The sequence below is a fragment of the Stenotrophomonas sp. LC732 genome (assembly GCF_052446685.1).
In the GTDB taxonomy this organism is placed as follows: domain Bacteria; phylum Pseudomonadota; class Gammaproteobacteria; order Xanthomonadales; family Xanthomonadaceae; genus Stenotrophomonas; species Stenotrophomonas muris.
Genome location: NZ_CP199214.1, coordinates 2,518,292 through 2,535,501 on the forward strand (window position 1 = coordinate 2,518,292; position 17,210 = coordinate 2,535,501).

15 protein-coding genes are annotated in these 17,210 nt (G+C 68.3%); 6 read left to right on the plus strand and 9 right to left on the minus strand.

Features of this window, described 5'->3' with window-relative positions; genetic code table 11:
- Positions 1–7 precede the first annotated feature (7 nt).
- The 4 genes from ACT6SE_RS12050 to ACT6SE_RS12065 all read right to left on the minus strand — a co-directional run bounded on the left by ACT6SE_RS12050 (position 8) and on the right by ACT6SE_RS12065 (position 1,915).
- Complete coding sequence (locus ACT6SE_RS12050) at positions 8–433, minus strand: DoxX family protein (protein WP_046431138.1); 426 nt, start codon at positions 431–433, stop codon at positions 8–10.
- A 2-nt stretch (positions 434–435) separates the two neighbouring features.
- A complete protein-coding gene (locus ACT6SE_RS12055; protein ID WP_014647472.1) occupies positions 436–1,092 on the minus strand; it encodes a hydrolase in 657 nt (218 codons plus the stop codon).
- Positions 1,089–1,505 carry a helix-turn-helix transcriptional regulator gene (locus tag ACT6SE_RS12060; protein WP_046431141.1) on the minus strand — a complete coding sequence of 139 codons (417 nt, stop codon included), beginning with the start codon at positions 1,503–1,505 and terminating at the stop codon, positions 1,089–1,091. The genes ACT6SE_RS12055 and ACT6SE_RS12060 overlap by 4 nt, the downstream gene beginning before the upstream one ends.
- 77 nt (positions 1,506–1,582) lie before the next feature.
- Positions 1,583–1,915, minus strand: coding sequence for a hypothetical protein (locus ACT6SE_RS12065; RefSeq protein ID WP_046431144.1), 333 nt, complete (start codon positions 1,913–1,915; stop codon positions 1,583–1,585).
- 96 nt (positions 1,916–2,011) lie between these two features.
- On the opposite strand from ACT6SE_RS12065, the gene ACT6SE_RS12070 reads away from it, so the two are divergent.
- Both ACT6SE_RS12070 and ACT6SE_RS12075 read left to right on the plus strand, forming a co-directional pair.
- Positions 2,012–5,041: a sensor histidine kinase gene (locus tag ACT6SE_RS12070; RefSeq protein ID WP_046431146.1), complete on the plus strand. Its 3,030-nt coding sequence runs from the start codon at positions 2,012–2,014 to the stop codon at positions 5,039–5,041.
- On the plus strand, positions 5,034–5,687 hold the full coding sequence (locus ACT6SE_RS12075) for a response regulator (RefSeq protein ID WP_014647476.1): 654 nt from the start codon (positions 5,034–5,036) through the stop codon (positions 5,685–5,687). The genes ACT6SE_RS12070 and ACT6SE_RS12075 overlap by 8 nt, the downstream gene beginning before the upstream one ends.
- Positions 5,688–6,112: 425 nt before the next feature.
- Here ACT6SE_RS12075 and ACT6SE_RS12080 read toward each other — a convergent pair whose 3' ends face one another.
- On the minus strand, positions 6,113–7,303 hold the full coding sequence (locus tag ACT6SE_RS12080; protein ID WP_014647477.1) for an MFS transporter: 1,191 nt from the start codon (positions 7,301–7,303) through the stop codon (positions 6,113–6,115).
- A 93-nt stretch (positions 7,304–7,396) separates the two neighbouring features.
- Between ACT6SE_RS12080 and ACT6SE_RS12085 the strand changes: the two genes are divergently transcribed.
- A complete protein-coding gene (locus ACT6SE_RS12085) occupies positions 7,397–8,326 on the plus strand; it encodes a LysR family transcriptional regulator (RefSeq protein WP_046431150.1) in 930 nt (309 codons plus the stop codon).
- A gap of 67 nt (positions 8,327–8,393) precedes the next feature.
- On the opposite strand, the gene ACT6SE_RS12090 is transcribed toward ACT6SE_RS12085, so the two are convergent.
- On the minus strand, positions 8,394–9,851 hold the full coding sequence (locus ACT6SE_RS12090) for an amidohydrolase family protein (protein ID WP_153643299.1): 1,458 nt from the start codon (positions 9,849–9,851) through the stop codon (positions 8,394–8,396).
- Between the two features lie 51 nt (positions 9,852–9,902).
- Positions 9,903–10,604, minus strand: a complete 702-nt coding sequence (locus ACT6SE_RS12095; protein ID WP_014647480.1) for an ankyrin repeat domain-containing protein — start codon at positions 10,602–10,604, stop codon at positions 9,903–9,905.
- A 122-nt stretch (positions 10,605–10,726) separates the two neighbouring features.
- On the opposite strand from ACT6SE_RS12095, the gene ACT6SE_RS12100 reads away from it, so the two are divergent.
- On the plus strand, positions 10,727–11,608 hold the full coding sequence (locus ACT6SE_RS12100) for a LysR substrate-binding domain-containing protein (protein ID WP_046431153.1): 882 nt from the start codon (positions 10,727–10,729) through the stop codon (positions 11,606–11,608).
- A 208-nt stretch (positions 11,609–11,816) separates the two neighbouring features.
- Positions 11,817–12,254: a DUF3806 domain-containing protein gene (locus tag ACT6SE_RS12105; protein ID WP_046431156.1), complete on the plus strand. Its 438-nt coding sequence runs from the start codon at positions 11,817–11,819 to the stop codon at positions 12,252–12,254.
- Positions 12,255–12,331: 77 nt separating this feature from the next.
- Here ACT6SE_RS12105 and ACT6SE_RS12110 read toward each other — a convergent pair whose 3' ends face one another.
- Entirely contained in the window at positions 12,332–13,492 is a 1,161-nt protein-coding gene (locus ACT6SE_RS12110) for an amidohydrolase family protein (RefSeq protein WP_032960248.1), read from the minus strand.
- A 184-nt stretch (positions 13,493–13,676) separates the two neighbouring features.
- On the opposite strand from ACT6SE_RS12110, the gene ACT6SE_RS12115 reads away from it, so the two are divergent.
- Positions 13,677–14,318: a hypothetical protein gene (locus tag ACT6SE_RS12115; RefSeq protein WP_014647484.1), complete on the plus strand. Its 642-nt coding sequence runs from the start codon at positions 13,677–13,679 to the stop codon at positions 14,316–14,318.
- 80 nt (positions 14,319–14,398) lie between these two features.
- On the opposite strand, the gene ACT6SE_RS12120 is transcribed toward ACT6SE_RS12115, so the two are convergent.
- Positions 14,399–17,125 (minus strand): TonB-dependent receptor plug domain-containing protein, encoded by a 2,727-nt coding sequence (locus ACT6SE_RS12120; protein ID WP_444811000.1) that lies wholly within the window; start codon positions 17,123–17,125, stop codon positions 14,399–14,401.
- Between the last annotated feature and the right edge of the window lie 85 nt (positions 17,126–17,210).

A 17,210-nucleotide genomic window follows, 5' to 3' on the forward strand; every position in this document is an offset into this window, starting at 1 on the left:
TCGTGACTCATGCGAAAGCTCCCGGAAGTCGTGGACCGTCCAGCGCCCAGGCCCCCGGCCCGGCCAGGGCGATGGCCAGCAGCACCGTGGCCCACATCAGCGGGTACTCACTGCCGCCGCGCATCCAGAACCAGCCCCTGGGCAAGGCCAACAGGACGGTGAAGCCGATGAAGGCAGCGGCGGCAAGCGCGGCGATGCGGGTCTGCCAGCCCAGCAGCACGGCCAGCCCGGACAGCACCTGCAGCAGGGACAACAGCAGCGGCAACGGCACCACTGCCGGCAGCCCGAAACCGCGCAGCTCGGTGGCGAAGCCGGCCAGCCCCGGTCCGCCGAACCAGCCAAACAGCTTGCCCAGCGCGTGAGGCAGCAGGAAGCCGCCTGCCGCCACCCGCAGCATCAGCAGGGCCAGGTCGAGGCCGTGGCCGGCCAGCATGCTCAGTGCCCGCCTTCCTGCGCGCCGAACATGCGCTTGGCGTACTGGATGCCGATGCCATAGCCGCCGGCGTGGTCGCGGGCGATGCCGGTGGTCAGGTCGTAGGTTTCACCGCGTGCCCAGTCACGCTGCAGTTCAAGCAGGTACTGCACGCTGGTCATCGGCACCGCGCCGGCCTGCACCATGCGGGTGATCGCACGCTCGTGCGCTTCTTCGCTGACATCGCCACAGGCGTCGGTGATCACGTGGACCTCGAAGCCCTGCGCCAGCGCCGACAGCGCCGGACCCACGATGCAGACACTGGTCCACAGGCCGGCAAGAACCAGCCGGCGCTTGCCGATGCGGTTGATCTCATCGATTACCGGCTGGTCTTCCCAGGTATTCATCGAAGTGCGGTCGAACACCGGCTGGCCCGGGAAGATCTGCGGCAGTTCCGGGAACATCGGGCCGGAGAATGACGTCTCGGCCACCGTGGTCAACACGACCGGCACGTTGAACCCCTTGGCCCCCTTGCTGATCAGCGACACGTTGTTGCGCAGCGCGGAGATGTCGATCGTGTGGGTAGCAAATGCCATCTGCGACTGGAAGTCGATCAGCACCAGGGCATGGTCGGTGGGCGACAGCAGGGCCGGGGCGGGCGTGGCGGTGGCAAGGCTCATGGGTGGACTCCGTGGGAAACATGATCAGGGGGAAGCAGCAGGGCCGCATCGCCGGCCCGATACTGGCCGGGGCTGCAGCCGGTCTCGGCGCGGAAGCTGCGGACGAAATGGCTCTGGTCGAAGAAGCCCAGCTGCTGGGCCAGGCACGCCATCGGCAGCTGCGCGCTGGGCAGCAGTTGGCAGGCACGCTGGATGCGGCGGCGGCGCACGTAGCGCAGCGGGCTGGCACCGGTGCCGCTACGGAACAGGCGCACCAGGTGGAAGCGGCTGACACAGGCAGCCTGCGCCAGCTCTGTCACCCGCAGCGGCCGCGACAGGTGCTCATCGACATAGCGCAGGGCGCGCTGCAGTGCGGCGGCCTGCTGCGGGGCAAGCGGGGTGGCGGACGGATCGGACGGACTGACGGTGGCCATGCGGGGCGCCGCGAGGGGGTGGCCCATGGTGCGTGGCCGGCGCACGATGCCCTACCCCCGTCGGTCGAGGCCGGCACCTACCCGAATGGGGGAGGCCGACGGCCGAGCAGGCGGCGCCCGAACAAGCGCGCATCCACCGAGTAGGCGCCCGGCCCCAGCATCAGCAGCGCCGCAGGCAACGCCACCAGCGGCCACGGTGCCTGCTGCGCGAACATGGTCGCGGCTGCCATCAGGGTCGCCAGCGGCGTCAACACGCCCAGCACGAGCATGGCCGCCGCCAGCCCGCACAGCACCGCCCCCCAACCAGCATGCGTGCCAGGCGCGCACAGCGCGGCGGCCAGGCACAGCCGCAGCCACAGCAGGCCGATGCCCGGACCGCGATCAGGGAACATCACGAACAGGCGCTGCATGGCCGGGCTCCAGGGGTCATGCCGGCGTGATAGCCGACCACGGCGGCCACTGCCTACCCCGTTCGGGTCACCCCGGACTGCCCCGCACCTGCCAGAATGCGCGCCATGCGTGGCCGCCCCTTCCCGTTGCAACGTCACCTGCGGACGCTGCTGACCTGCCTGCTGCTGTTGACCGCCCTGCCCGCCCTTGCCGTGCAGCGCCCGCCGGTGAGCGGCGGGTTGCCCGATTACGAGCACACGGCCTGGCGCGTCGGCCAGGGCGCCCCCGGTGACATCTGGGACATCACCCAGGACCGCGATGGCCTGTTGTGGCTGGCCACCGGCTCAGGGCTGTACCGCTTCGACGGTCGTCGCTTTGAACGCCAGGCCGCTCCCGCGGGCAGCCATTTCCCGTCCACCAACATGGTCACCCTTGCGCGGGGCCGCGACGATGCACTGTGGATCGGCTACTTCCAGGCCGGCATCAGTCAGTTTGCGCGCGGCCAGCTGCACAACTACGGCCGCGACCAGGGCGTGCCGGTGGGTGTGGTGCCACACTTCAGCCAGGACCGTGACGGCCGGCTGTGGGCCGCGATCAATGGTGGACTACGCCAATTCACTGGCCAACGCTGGCAGCCGCTGCCCGCTGGCATGGGGGTGCCGGAACATCGCGTGCAATGGCTGCTGCACGACAGCCGCGGCACCTTCTGGGTACTGGCCGACCTGAAGATCTGGGTGCGCGCGGCCGGCCAGGCGGCCTTCAAGGACACCGGCATCGCCGTTTCGCAGATGGCGACGCTGGCCGAAAGTCCGCAGGGGGAAGTGTGGCTGGCCGACCGCGTGCGCGGTACGTCGCCGCTGGCCAACGCACGAGGCCTGCTGCCGGACAGCGAGCGCGAGGCACGACGGTTGCCGGAGCTGGTGGCGGCGCGCCTGCAGTTCACTGCCGATGGCGCGCTGTGGGCAACGATGAGCCCGCATGGCGGTGTCGCCCGGGTCACCTTCGATGGCGACCGCGCCATACGCATGGAGCGCTTCGATTCGCCGCACGGGCTGACCGCCACCTCGGCCGTGCCGATCATCGTTGATCGCGAAGGCAATCTCTGGGTCGGCACCAATCTCGGCCTCAACCGCTTCCGCGCGCGCAGCGTGCACACGCTGGCGGTTGGTCCCAGTGATCCCTACCGCTCGCTGGTGCGGGCCAGCGATGGCCATGTGTATGGCTATGGCGAAGACCTCAAGCCCTACGACCTCGAGCGCACCCTGCTCGATGGCAGCGCCACGCAGCTGCAGGCCGCCGCGCGCCAGGCAGCTGCCCCGATCTGGCAGTTCGACTGGGTCAACCTTGCGCGCACCGTGGCCGGCCGCACCACGCGGATTCCGCTGCCTGCGCCGTTCACCGGGCAACCACTGCATGCCCTGCTGTTCCCCGACGACGAACAGGCCTGGGTCTGCACCGGCGAACGGGGGGTGCTGCACTACCAGCAGGGCCAGTGGCAACGCGAACGCCGCCTGCCCGAACAGGCCTGCTCGTCACTGGCGCTGGATGCCAACGGCCAGCTGCTGCTCGGCTATGCAGACGGCCGGCTGCGCCGCATGGGGGCGACGCAGATCGAAACCTTCGACGCCAGCCACGGCCTGTCGGTCGGGCCGATCACGGCGGTACTCGATCATCAGGACCTCCTGCTGGTAGCCGGCGAGGCCGGATTGGCCGTGCGCCCGGGCAATGGCCGGTTCGTTCAGGTGAGCACCGACATGGCCGGCGTCATGGAAGGCATCACCGGCATGGTGGCCGATGCGAATGGCTACCTCTGGCTCAATGGCAGTCGTGGCCTGGTCCGGCTCGGGAGCGATCAGCTGCGGCGCGCACTGCGCAGCCGGCAGCCGGTGACGCCCCGCCTGTTCGATGCGGTGGATGGCATGCCGGGCATCGCCCTGCAGAGCGGACCGATCGCCACCACCGCGCTGGCCAGCGATGGCCTGTTGTGGCTGGCCACCAACCAGGGCCTGGCCTGGCTGGACACCACCCGCTCGCACGTCAACACCATGGCGCCCAGCGTGCGCATCGGCGACGTGCTGTACGGCAGTGAACACCAGCCACTGCGCGACGGCCTGCGCCTTCCGGCCGGCACCAGCCAATTGCAGATCGATTACGTGGCGCTGTCGTTGGCGCGCCCGGAGCGCAACCGCTACCGCTATCGCCTGTCCGGGGTCGACGACGGCTGGCAGGATGCCGGCAGCAGCACGCGCGCGTATTACACCAACCTCGCACCGGGCAATTACCGGTTCGAGGTGGAAGCCGCCAACGAAGACGGCATCTGGAGCACTGCACCCGCCAGCCGCACCTTCCGCATCGCCCCTACCTTCATGCAGACCCTGTGGTTCAAGCTGCTGTGCGCCGCCGCGGTGCTTGCGCTGCTGGTCCTGGCGGTGCGCATCCGCAGCGGGCAGCTGGCTGCACTGTTCCGTGCGCGCCTGCAGGAACGCCATGGCGAACGCGAACGCATTGCCCGCGACCTGCACGACACGCTGCTGCAGGGCAGCCAGGGCCTGATCCTGCGGCTGCACGCGATCAGCCAGTCGCCGCAGACCCCGGACAGGGTGCGCGGCCAGCTGGAATCGGCGATGCAGCTGGCCGAACGCAACCTGGCCGAGGGCCGGGAGCGGGTCAACGCACTGCGCGACGGTCCTTTCGCGGGCCGCGACCTCGCTTCGGCGCTGGCCGATGTTCACGCCGAATACGCCGGGCACGGCACCAATCCGCTGCGCCTGACTGTGGAAGGCGCAACACCACCGCTGCAGGCCGATGCCGCCGAGGAAGTGTTCCTGATCGGCCGCGAGGCCATCCGCAATGCACTGCGCCACGCCAATGCCAGCGCCATCGAGGTAGAGCTGTCCTACGGCGCGCGGTGCTTCCTGCTGCACGTGCGCGACGATGGCGTCGGCATCGCCGACGAAAATGCCGGGCATGGCCATTGGGGCCTGCAGGGCATGCGTGAGCGCGCGCAGCGCCTCGGCGCGGAGCTGCGGCTGTGGACCCGCCCCGGGCTGGGCACTGAAGTCGCGCTGGCGGTTCCCGCCCGTCGCCTGTATCACCGCCGCCCATCGCGTTGGCGCTGGCCCTGGAGTAGAAGCCACCATGACTGAGTCCCCTGCCCCGATCGGCGTGCTGGTGGTCGACGACCACCCGCTGCTGCGTGACGGCCTGGCCGCGCTGCTGGGCGCCCATTCCGACCTGCGCCTGCTCGGCGAGGCCGCCGATGGCGAGGAAGCCATCGAGCGCTATCAGCAGCTGCAGCCGGACGTGGTGCTGATGGACCTGCAGATGCCACGCCTGGATGGTGTGGAAGCCATCGTGCGGATCCGCGCGATGGACCCGCGTGCGCGCATCATCGTGCTGACCACCTATCGCGGTGACGTGCGTGCGGTACGGGCGCTGCAGGCCGGCGCCAGTGCGTACCTGTTGAAGGACATGCTGCGCCACGAGCTGGTCGATACGATCCGCATGGTCGCTGGCGGCCGGCGCGCACCGATACCACCGGCAGTCGCTGCGAGCATTGCCGCACATGTGGTGGAGGACCGGTTGTCGCCGCGCGAGACCGAGGTGCTGCGGCATGTGGCCGGTGGCCTGTCGAACAAGCGCATCGGCGAGCGCATGCAGATTTCCGAGCAGACGGTGAAGGCGCACATGAAGAGCCTGATGGACAAGCTGGGCGTGGGCGATCGCACGCACGCGGTGACCCAGGCGCTGCGGCGCGGCATCATCAGCCTGGACGACAGCGGTCACGATTAGGGGGTTGTTCGGCAGGGCTTGCAGCCCTGCACCCGCTACGCGCTGGAGCAACAGCAACAGCAACAGCATGGATTCCATGGGATGGCGGGGCGGTGTCGGACTGCGGGGACGCTGCAAGTACGTCCCTGCAAGCTTGGCAGCCGCATCCATGCGGCTGACACCCCGCACTCCGACACCGCCCCACCTCTGACGGATTCCGATGGCGTTTGGTAGGTGTCGACCTTGGTCGACACTTCTGTCAGATATCGAAATCAATCAGGGGTCAGATCCGTTTTCCTTCGGAAAACGGATCTGACCCCAAGAGCCGTTCCAACAGACCGCAGGAACCTGTCGAAGGCTACTGAAAATCCGCTGTTTGCGCTGTTGCCGGCCAGCGGCCGGCACTACCGCAGGTGCAGGGCTGCAAGCCCTGCCGAACACCACCCCTACTTCAAACGCAGCAGCAGACTGCCGCCCGCGCACATCACCGCCAGCCAGGCCACGCCGTGCCACCCCCACTGCGCCAGCGCCAGGCTGCCCAGCGCACCGCCAGCGGCCATGCCGATGAACATGCCGGTGAACAGCAGCGCGTTGAGCCGGCTGCGTGCCGGCGGCACCAGGCCATAGACCAGCGTCTGGTGCGCCACCAGCGCCGACTGGAAACCGAAGTCGAACAGCAGCGCACTCACCACCAGCAGCGGCAGCAGCGCGGCGGCCGGCAGCCAGGCTTCGGCCAGCAGCAGGCCGAAGCCCAGCAGCGCCACCGCGATCGCCAACCGCGCCACGGCATGGCAACCCAGGCGATCAGCGAAACGTCCTGCGAACGGTGCGGCCAGCGCACCGGCCGCACCCGCAATACCGAACGCACCCGCCGCCGCACTGCCCAGGCCCAGGCGGGCATGCAGCATCAGCGCCAACGTCGACCAGAATGCGCTGAAGCCGACCGCCAGCAACGACTGGCTCGCCACCGCGCGGCGCAGCTGCGGCTGCTCGCGCCACAACGCCAGCAACGAGCCCAGCAACGCCGGATAGCGCAGCGTGCTGGTCGGTGCGAAACGCGGCAGCGCACGCGCCATCACTGCGCCCATCGCCGCCACCGATACCGCGGCCAGCACGAACTGCGTGCGCCAACCCCATGCCTCGGCCACCACGCCACTGACCACGCGCGACAGCAGGATGCCGAGCAGCAGGCCGGTCATTACCCGGCCGACGATCTGGCCGCGCTGTGCATCCGGCGCCAGGACCGCAGCGGCCGGCACGATGTCCTGCGCCAGCGTGGCCATCAACCCGACCAGCAGGCTGGCCATCAGCAGGCCCGGCAGGTGCCCGGCCATCGCTGCGGCGCCCAGTGCCAACGCCAGCAGCGCGGACTTCAACAGGATCAGGTGGCGGCGGTCGAAGCGGTCGCCCAACGGTGCCAGCAGCAGGATGCCCAGCGCGTAGCCGAGCTGGGTCAGGGTCGGCACCAGCCCGGCGGCGCGCTCACCTGCGCCAAGGTCCTGCGCGATCAGGCCCAGCATCGGCTGGCTGTAGTACAGCGAGGCGACCGAAAAGCCGGCGCCGGCCGCCATCGCCAGCACCAGCGGGGTGGAAGGCGCGTTCGCGGGTGCGACGACGGACAGCGAAGGGGTAGACATGGGGGAGTCCGGTGGAGGAAGTGGGCGTATCCTGCCCGTATTCGCCATGCGTCTGTAGTAGGCTCCTGCACATATACTTCATACGTGACACGCATGAATGACCTCGCCACCGGCGCCGATCGCCTGGATCTGCTGCGCACCTTCCTGCGCATCGTCGATGCCGGCAGCCTGTCTGCCGCCGCCGTGCAGCTGGGCACCACCCAGCCGACGGTCAGCCGGCGCCTTCAGGCACTGGAGCGGCAGCTCGGCCTGCGCCTGCTGCAGCGCTCCACCCAGGGCCTGCAGCTGACCGAAGATGGCCTGCGCTGCCAGCGCCATGCGCAACGCGTGGTCGACGAATGGGAGTCGCTGCAGGCCGAACTGCACGGCGAACCGGAAACGCTGCGCGGACGCCTGCGGGTGATGGTGCCGCATGCCTTCGGCCAGGCGCAGCTGCTGCCGACCATGCTCGCGTTCCTCGCCCAGCACCCACAGCTGAGCCTGGAGTGGATCCTGGAAGATCGTCGCCCGGATTTCATCGCCGAAGGCATCGACTGCGCGGTGCGGGTGGGACCGGTCGACGAACCGCGCATGGTCGCACTGCCGCTCGCCGAAGTGCCGCGCATCGTCGTGGCAGCGCCCTCGCTGGTGCAGGCCACCGCGATCAGCACACCAGAACAGGCGCAGGCACTGCCGTGGATTTCACTGGTCACCTACTACCGCGAACGCCTGCTGCTGCATGACGCACAGGGGCGTGCGCATACCCTTTCGATCAGCCCGCGCCTGCTCAGCGACAACCTGTTCGTGGTGCAACAGGCCGCATGTGCTGGGCTGGGTGCAGCGGTGGTCTCGGCCTGGCTGGTGGCCGGAGACCTCGCACAAGGGCGGCTGGTGCAGCTGCTGCCGGACTGGCAGGCGCCGGCGCTGCCGGTACACGTGGTATTTCCCGCCGCGCGCCAGCAGCCGCCACGGCTGCGCGCCTTCATCGATGCGATGAAGGCCGCACTGCCGCAGCTGCACGGAATGCGGCCGGCACCGCGTTAGGTCACCGACCGCATAGAAGCCACAGGGTCGGATCCCTTCCCACGGGGAAGGGCTCTGACCCTGTCGATCACCGCGCCTTCGCCGCCTCGGCATTCCACGCCGCCACCTTGGCCTTGGTATCAGCCAACATCTTGTCCAGCGCGGCGCGGTCATACACGTTGCCACGCAGGATCACGCTGTCGATCTTTTCGGTGGCGGCAATGTCCTGCAGCGGGTTGGCGGTCAGCAGCACCAGATCGGCGGCCTTGCCTTGAGCAACACCCCCGTAACGATTCATCTGGCCGAACCAGGCCGGGCCGGAACGGGTCGCGGCAGACAGCGCCTGCGGCGCGCTCAAGCCCTCCTTCACGAACAGCTGCAGTTCCTGGTGCAGGGCGATGCCCGGGAAGTTGAACGAGTTGAGGAAGCCCGCATCGGTGCCGGCGATGATCGTCACGCCGGCTTCCTGCAGCATCGGCAGCACGGCGGCCACCTGGTGGTACTGCGCATGGCGCGCTTCGATCTGCGCTGGCGTTGCCTTGGCGGCACGTTCAACGCGCCACTGGTAGGTCGCGCGCAGGCCCGGGCCGATGTAAGCCAGGTACGGATCGTTCGCGTGGTCATCCTGGTCAAGGAAATCGAGGATGCGGCCACCGTTGAGGGTCGGGGTCACGAACACGCCGCGCCTGGCGAAATCGCGGTAGGCATGCATCGCCGTATCGCGGTCGAAGCTGGCGTCGAGGCGGCGGTTGGCTTCGGCGCGGTCGATGCGGCCGGCACCGAAGTCGCCGGCAATCTGCGCCTCGTCCTTGCTCCCGGCCTTGAATGCGTAGTCCAGATGCTCGATCGAGGCCAGCCCGGCATCGATTGCCTGCTCCACGGTCAGCGCCATCGGGATGTGCCCCGACGCCTTGAATCCGGCATTGCGCGCGGCACTGGCCGAGTACAGGAACAGTTCCGGCTTCAGCGTGCTGTCGGTGATCTTCACGAAATCGACCTTGTCGTGCTGCAGGCGGGTGATCGCCTTGTCGACGTCGGCCTTGCTGCCCACTTCGATCGTGCCCTTCCAGACCGGCTTGAGGCCTTCGATCTTCGCGCCCGAGCTGAGCAGCCGCGGACCGAACAGCGTGCCCTTGGCAATTTCCCCGCGCCACTGCAGCACCTGCTCGGGCAGGTCGCCGGAACAGTCACGCACCGTGGTGATGCCGTGCGCGATGTACAGCGGCAGCAGTGCCTTGTTCTCTTCGATCAGCGCCGGGCCACCACCAAAGTGCACATGCATGTCCCACAGGCCCGGGATCAGGTACTTGCCCTTGGCATCGATCTGGCGGGCCGTGCTCCACTGGCTGCGCAGCTGCGCATCCGGACCGACCGCGACGATGTCCTCGCCACGGATCACCACGCTCTGCCCGGTCAGCGTGCTGGCGTGCTCGACATCGACCACGGTGGCATTGCGGATCAGCAGGTCGGCGCGCTCGGCGGCAGACGCCGACAGCGGTGCCACCGCAAGGAGGATGGCAAGGGACAACGGACGGGAACGGAACATGGACAGCATCCTGATGGGCACGCCCAGCGTGCGGGTGGAAGGGGTTTGCATTCAGCGCACCGCGCCGTGCTGGCGCAGCAGGGTCTCAATTCCGGTATAGCCGCGCTGGCGCGCATGCGCCAGCGGCGTCACGCCCTCGCCGTCGGCCAGCTCCGGGTCGGCACCGGCCTCCAGCAGCAACTGCACGATCTGCAGGTGGCGCGCACCGCCATCGCCGAGCAGGATTGCTTCCAGCAGCGCGGTCCAGTGCAGGCGGTTCACATGATCGACCGCCACGCCCGCGCGCAGCAGCGTACGTACGGTGGCGACGTGGCCACGCTCGGCGGCCGGAATCAGCGCGGTGCCGCCATAGCGGTTGGTGCTGCGCAGATCGGCGCCATGCGCCAGGGTCATCGCCAGGATCTCATCCAGGCCCCGCGCGCCGGCGTACAGGTAGGCGCTGTCCTGCATGGCGTCCTTGGCATTGACGTCGGCACCGGCTTCGATCAGCTCGCGCGCGGCATCCACGTTGTTGCCCTGCGTGGCCAGTAGCAACGCCGTGCGACCCTGGCCATCGCGCGCCTCCAGCGTGGCGCCATCCTCGATCGCCTGCCGCACCGCATCGGCGTCGCCGCGGCTGGCAGCATCCCGCAGGCGCGCGTCTGCGTCGGCCCGGGACGTGGCGGTGCAGGCGGGGGTGACCATGGCCAGCAGGCACAACAGCAGCACGCGCGCGAACGGCGCAGGCCAGCCAGCGGAATGATGGACGCGCATGACAGTGTCTCCTCATGTCCGTCGCCACGGAACGCCGTGCGACGGTAGCAACAGCCGGGCATTGCCGGCCCCTGCCCTGCATGGTAGAAGTCGGCCTGGGTATCCAGAAGTGAAATGTTCAAATGCAAGACAGTGCCAAATCGAATAGAACCCTGTTCGAACTGGACCTGCTGCGGGCGCTGGTGATGGTGGCCGACTGCGGCAGCTTCACCACGGCCGCCACCCGCCTGCATTCGACCCAGTCCACGGTCAGCCAGAAGGTGCGCCGCCTGGAAGAGCTGGCGGGGCATCGCCTGCTCGAGCGCGGCCACCGCGACGTGCACCCCACCGACGCCGGCCACACCCTGCTCGGCTATGCGCGGCGCATGCTCGACCTGAACGAGGAAATGGCGCAGGCGCTGGCCGGCGCCACCGTGGAAACCGCGGTGCGCATCGGTGTCCCCGAGGACTTCGTCAACGCGCAGACCACACGCATGCTGGCCGCTTTCAGCCGCCGTCACCCGCAGGTGAAGCTGGAAATCAGCAGCGGCCTCAGCCGCGACCTGGCGCACGGCTTCGACCACGGTGAACTGGATCTTGTGCTGGTCAAGCAGCGGCGCAACAGCCGTCAGGCGGTGCACTGCCGCCGCGAGCCGATGCACTGGATCGACAGCCTGCGCAGCAGCTGCCTGCAGCAGGACCCGCTGCCGCTGGTCACCTTCCCGCCGCGCGGGCTGTACCGCGACGAGATGATCCACGCCGTGGAAGCGCTGGGCCTGCGCTGGCGCATCGCCTTCACCAGCTCGTCGCTGAGTGGCATCCAGGGCGCCGTGGCCGATGGCATCGGCATCAGCCTGCTGCCCCGCCGCGCGGTCGCCCGCGATCATCGCATCATCGATGGTGAGCGCGACCTGCCGGTGATCGACAACTACGAAATCGGCCTGCTGCATCGTGCGGACGCCGACGATGCGGTGCGTGCGCTGGCCAGTGAGCTGTGGCGGCAGGTGCAACGCGAACCGGATTGACCACTGCAACTGCGGTAGCGTGGGCCGCTGGCCGGCAGCCGCGACGGCAACATCGTCCCGCGTGGGGTCAGATCCGTTTTCCGAAACGGATCTGACCCCGAAGCGAAATCCGCGCATTGACCATCGAAAGCTGATCACGCCTGTCGCGCGGAAGTCACGGCTCTGCCGCTAGAGTGCCCCCTGTTTCCGTGCTCCACGGCATCGTGTCATGTCCGACGAAATCCCCGCCCGCTTCGACCCCCTGCCCGCCGCCCTGCAGACGCACCTGCAGCACCAGCGCTCGCTGATCGCCGCGCGCGTCGCCGCCGGCTTCCCGACGCTGCCGGTGCAATGGCCGCTGGCGGCCAGCACGCTGCAGCGCGTGATCGATGCCGAGCTGATCGAGCGTGACGACTGCGATGGCTGGGAAGCGCTGGGCGTGGCGTTCGGCGATACCCTGGCCCAACGCGTGCCGGGGCTGGCCTGGATGCAGGTCACCGACGCCTGGGGCATCGATGCAGTGCTGCGCTATGCCGACAGCAGCCTGCAGATCGGCGCCAGCACACTGCTGCTCAAGCGCGTCGAACAGGGCGAAGTCATCGACATCGCCCACCTGCTTGCGTGGCTGGAAGCGTTCGTCGCTACCCGCGCCGACGATTACGCCTGACGACACATCGAGGTGGATCCATGCCATGCGTGGATGAATGAGACCACGCGATGGCTCCCTCCACGCACGGCGTGGATCTACAACCAGCGGCCGTCAACCACCACCCGGCGCTCCACCGGCACCCCGGCCACGGCCGCCGGGCCATGGTCCGCACGCACGGCCACGAACGTCGCCGGCCGGCCTTCGGCGATGCCGTGCTGCGGCAGCCCGATCACCTGCGCGGCATGGGTGGTGACCATGTCCAGCGCCAGCATCAGGTCGCCATCGGTGTAGAAGCCCGAGCGGTAGCCCAGCAGCATCGCGCGCTGCAGCAGGTCCCCATTGCCATACGGCCACCAGCAGTCGCGGATGTTGTCATTGCCGGCGAACATGCGCACGCCGGCGTCGTGCAATGCACGCAGCGGCGGGAACGGATGGTCGCCCGGCGCGTTGCTCATGATCGCAACGCCCGCCGTGGCCAGTGCTTCACCCACCTGCAGCGCGCGCGCCAGCGGCACGTCGCCCAGCGAGTAGGCATGGCTGACCGCAACGCGTCCCTGCAGGCCGGCGGCACGGGTGCGTGCGGCAATGCGCAGCAACTGGGCCAGTCCGGTTTCGCCGGGCTCATGCAGGTGGATGTCCAGCTGCACGCCATAGCGCTCGGCCAGGCCGAACAGCAGGGCCAGCTGGCCTTCGGCATCGCCGTCGAGCGTGGTCGGATCTATGCCGCCCAGCACCTCCACCCCTGCGGCAAGGGCCTGCTCCAGTACGGCGGCGGTGCCGGGACAGGACATCACCCCGGCCTGCGGGAACGCCACCAGCTGGATCCGCATGATGTCGGCGCAGCGCAGCGCGGCCTCGCGCACTGCTTCGAGATGACGCAGGCCGGTGCTGCCGTCGACATCGACGTGACAGCGCATCGCCACCGTGCCGAAGCGGCTGCACTGGCGGATCAAGGCCTCGGCACGGTCCACCATCGGCGCGGCACCCGCTACCGCGGCCTTCTCCACCGCCAGCCGCTCACGCAGGCTGTTCACCGGCTGATGCGGGTGCCAGCGGTCGCCGACGAAGCTCTTGTCCAGATGAATATGGCCGTCGACCAGGCCCGGCAGGACGGCACAGCCCTGCAAGTCGACGGGTTCCGCACCCTCGCGCGGCGCAGCATCACCGTTGAGACCACTGATACGACCGTTGTGGATGTGGAAATGCAGCGGCGCGCCCTCGCGATCAACCGCGCCATGGACGAACTGAAGCGTCATCGGAAACTCCCGGAAAGCCAAGTCATGGCGCCATCCTGCGCGCTGGCACTGCCATCGGCCAACGAAATATCTGGATGCCACACATTCATCAGAACGATGAATGCCGCCGCGACGGCGGCTCGCAGCCACGCCGTGCACACGCCTGAACGGGTACCATAGGCGCCTGTTTCCGTTGTGATGCCGCATGGGCCCGTCCGACCGCCACGATCGTCTCCGCCGCTGGCAGGCCGCGTCTTTGCTGGCTGCTGCCCCGATGGCCAGCCTGTCCGCCACTGATGCGGCCGCCACCGCGCCGCTGCAGGCGCCGCCTGGCCAACAGCGCATCGCCCCGGCTGCGCTGGTCGAGCGGCTGCACCAGCGTGTGCTTTCCGGGCAGAGCGCCACCGCCACCCTGGAACACTGGTGCGCCGAACACGGCCTGGCCGAACAGGCGCGGGTGCGCGCGGTGCGTGTACACGGCCAGGACAAGACAGCACCGGCCGACGTGCTGCAGGCACTGGGTGCGAAACCCGGCACCGCCCTTCGCTACCGCCGCGTGCAGCTGGTCTGTGGCAGCCGCGTGCTCTCCGAGGCCGACAACTGGTACCTGCCGGACCATCTCAGCCCGGCCATGAACCAGGTGCTGGACAGCACCGACGAACCCTTTGGCCGCGTGGTTGGCCCGCTCGGCTTCCAGCGCCAGACACTGGCTGACCAGACCTTCTGGCCACCGCGTGGCGAAGGCGACCGCGGCGTGATCCTGGAAGTGCGCGCCCTGCTGCGCGATCGCCAGCAGCAGCCCTTCAGCTACGTCATCGAGTCGTACCTGCAGCAGGCACTGCCCTAGGCCACCGGCGCCCGCCATCACAGCGGACATCGACACAGCAGAAGGCCCGGCATTGCCGGGCCTTCTGTTTGCCAGCCGGATCAGCGGAACCGGTAGTCCAGCTGCAGCCAGTACTGGCGGCCATACGGGTCGTAGTTGCCAACTGGATAGAACGGCCAGCCGCCACCGTTCCTGTCCGCCGGCGGGCGGCTGTCACGCAGGTTGTTGACGATCACGCCCACCGACAGGTTCTCGCCGAACTGGCGGAACACGCTGGCGTTGTAGGTCATGTACGGCGCGATGCGGCCACTGCCATCGGTCTTCGGCAGTGAACCGAAACGGTTGCCGTACAGCGTGGTGGTCCAGTCACCCTGGTTCCAGGTGATGCTGCCATTGGCCTTGCTGCGCCACTGGTAGTCATCCAGCGAATTGCGGATGTCACGCTCCGGATCATCGGAGAACTGCCGGTACTTGTGCTCCAGCACCACGGTATAGGCCAGGCGCGTAGTGAAGCGGCCATAGCGGCCGGCATCGAAACGCCAGTTACCCTTCAGGTCCAGGCCACGCACCGATTCGGAGGCCGCGTTGATCGGATTGATCAGCACGCGGGTCACCTGGTCCGGCTGCACGGTTGCAGTGGACGGGTTGCGGATCACCCGCGACAGCGCGTCCTGGCACAGCGGTGAACCGATATCGCGCGCTTCCCCACCCAGCGTGCGGCCCAGGCGGCAATCGGCTTCGTCGCGCAGGATGCGGCTGGTATCGAGGCTGGTGACCTCGTTGTCGATGCGGATGTCGTAGTAGTCGGCACTGAAATCCAGGCCGGACAGCGGCGACCAGACCACGCCGAAACCATAGGATTTCGCGGTTTCCGGCTGCAGCTGCGCGTTGGCGCGGTTGCTGTAGTCGATCGACAGGCCGTTGTAGTCGCAGTTGTCGTACGACTGGCCTGCGGTGCGGCAGCGCCAGTAGTCGGTCATGCCCGGGTTGTAGCCGCGGGTCTCGGTCGCGAACACGTAGTTCATGTCCGGCGCACGGAAGCTGGTCGCAGCAGAGCCGCGGATCAACAGGCTCTCGATCGGGCGGAACTCGACGCCGAAGCTCCAGGTCGCCTTGCCGATGTGCTCGCCACCGGCGCGATACTGGTCATAGCGACCGGCCAGCGTCGTGGTCAGCGATTTCAGCAACGGCAACTGCAGCTCCACGCCGGCCGCATAGCGGTCACGATCACCGCCGGCACCGATACCGGCGCTGGTGTTCCAGAACTCGCCCGCGCCCAGTCGCGGGTCCGGGCGGTTGCGGTAGCCCTGGCTGCCGGCCTCGACCACCGCCGCCAATGCAGCGTCGCCACCGGGCAGCGCGAACAAACGGCCGTTGACGCTGGCGCTGAAGGTCTGCAGCCACGCCGCATTGCGGCTTTCCTGGTAGCCGGACAGGCCCTCGTATTCGCCCCGGGTCAATGGTTTGAACAGGCGTGCCGGGTCGGGCGCATAGACCTCAACGCCATTGCGTACGCCCAGCTTCGGACCGAGCAGGTATTCGTTGATGCCGGCCAGCAGCACCGGTCGGCGGGTACGGTTCTCGTAACGCGAGCGGCTGTAGACCGCTTCGTAATCCCAACCGCTGTCGCCGATCTGGCCACGTGCGCCGACATTGAACGACCACGAGTTTTCCAGGAAGCGGTTGGCATTGCGCGGCAGGCCGCCGATTTCCTCCGGCGCGAAGCGGCGGTACCAGCTTTCCAGGTTGCCGGTGGTCTGGTTGTAGAAGTAGTTGCGGGCCGAGGTCCAGGTCGGTGCACGCGTGTTGTTGTAGATCCGCGCGCTGCCCACGGCGACATCGGCGAACAGGTCGGTGGTCTCGTTGACGTGGAAGGTCAGCAGACCGTAGCCGTTGAGATTGCGCTTCTGGGTCTGCACGGTCCAGTAGCTGGCGGCGGCCTCGTTGCTGCCGCAGTACCAGCCCTGGCGCGGGTTGTTGGCACGGAACACGCTGCCGCCATAGATGTCCGACGCGGCGTCGCAGCCGTTGACGCCCGGATCGATGTTGCGGCCGGTGGCAGCATTGCGCCGATAGGCGATCGCGGTCGCCTGCGGCGCCTTGCCGGCCGGGTCATCGTCCAGCGAATCCATGAAGTCGCGCTGGCGCGCGTGGATCGCCTTGCGCACGTCGAACTCGAAACCGAACAGGCCGTCCCAGCGCTCGCCGGAACTGCCGCCCACCACCTGCACGCGCTGGTTGTCACCGCCGCCCTGCTGGGTGCCGCCGGCGCGCACGTTCACGTCCACGCCTTCAAAGCGGTCCTTGAGGATGATGTTGACCACACCGGCAATGGCGTCGGAGCCGTACACCGCCGACGCACCGGCAGCCAGCACTTCGATGCGTTCGATCAGGGCGCTGGGAATGTTGGCCAGGTTGACAACGTTCACCGAGCCTTCGTAGGCCAGCGGGTAGTCGGCCTGGCGACGGCCGTTGACCAGCACCAGCGTGCGGTTCGGACCCAGCCCGCGCAGATTGATGGTGTTGGCGGCCGGCGTGAACGTATTGCCGAAATCCTCGCCCTGCACGTTGCCGGTGTTCTCGGTCAGCGCGCTGAGGGCGTCGAAGGCATTGCGGTAGCCCTGTGCGTCGATCTGCTCGCGGCTGATCACCGTCACCGGCGAGGGTCCCTCGACACTGGCACGTGGAATGCGCGAGCCGGTGACCTTCACTTCCTGCAATGTGGTGGGCGCGCTTTCCTGCGCGAAGGCCGGCAGCGAGGCCAGCATCAGGGACGACAGCGCGAGCACCAGCGGACGCGGGCGCATCGCCTTGTGGGAGGCGGACATGGGCTTCCTGGGGGAGTGGGCGGGTGGTACGGGAGCCGCAGCCGGTACGACACATAACGATCCCGTAACGAAAGTGTCCTGAATG

Coding starts and splice junctions, on each gene's coding strand:
- ACT6SE_RS12050 (WP_046431138.1), bottom strand. CDS start 433: ATGCTGGCCGGCCACGGCCTCGACCTGGCCCTGCTGATGCTGCGGGTG.
- ACT6SE_RS12055 (WP_014647472.1), bottom strand. CDS start 1,092: ATGAGCCTTGCCACCGCCACGCCCGCCCCGGCCCTGCTGTCGCCCACC.
- ACT6SE_RS12060 (WP_046431141.1), bottom strand. CDS start 1,505: ATGGCCACCGTCAGTCCGTCCGATCCGTCCGCCACCCCGCTTGCCCCG.
- ACT6SE_RS12065 (WP_046431144.1), bottom strand. CDS start 1,915: ATGCAGCGCCTGTTCGTGATGTTCCCTGATCGCGGTCCGGGCATCGGC.
- ACT6SE_RS12070 (WP_046431146.1), top strand. CDS start 2,012: ATGCGCGCCATGCGTGGCCGCCCCTTCCCGTTGCAACGTCACCTGCGG.
- ACT6SE_RS12075 (WP_014647476.1), top strand. CDS start 5,034: ATGACTGAGTCCCCTGCCCCGATCGGCGTGCTGGTGGTCGACGACCAC.
- ACT6SE_RS12080 (WP_014647477.1), bottom strand. CDS start 7,303: ATGTCTACCCCTTCGCTGTCCGTCGTCGCACCCGCGAACGCGCCTTCC.
- ACT6SE_RS12085 (WP_046431150.1), top strand. CDS start 7,397: ATGAATGACCTCGCCACCGGCGCCGATCGCCTGGATCTGCTGCGCACC.
- ACT6SE_RS12090 (WP_153643299.1), bottom strand. CDS start 9,851: ATGTTCCGTTCCCGTCCGTTGTCCCTTGCCATCCTCCTTGCGGTGGCA.
- ACT6SE_RS12095 (WP_014647480.1), bottom strand. CDS start 10,604: ATGCGCGTCCATCATTCCGCTGGCTGGCCTGCGCCGTTCGCGCGCGTG.
- ACT6SE_RS12100 (WP_046431153.1), top strand. CDS start 10,727: ATGCAAGACAGTGCCAAATCGAATAGAACCCTGTTCGAACTGGACCTG.
- ACT6SE_RS12105 (WP_046431156.1), top strand. CDS start 11,817: ATGTCCGACGAAATCCCCGCCCGCTTCGACCCCCTGCCCGCCGCCCTG.
- ACT6SE_RS12110 (WP_032960248.1), bottom strand. CDS start 13,492: ATGACGCTTCAGTTCGTCCATGGCGCGGTTGATCGCGAGGGCGCGCCG.
- ACT6SE_RS12115 (WP_014647484.1), top strand. CDS start 13,677: ATGGGCCCGTCCGACCGCCACGATCGTCTCCGCCGCTGGCAGGCCGCG.
- ACT6SE_RS12120 (WP_444811000.1), bottom strand. CDS start 17,125: ATGTCCGCCTCCCACAAGGCGATGCGCCCGCGTCCGCTGGTGCTCGCG.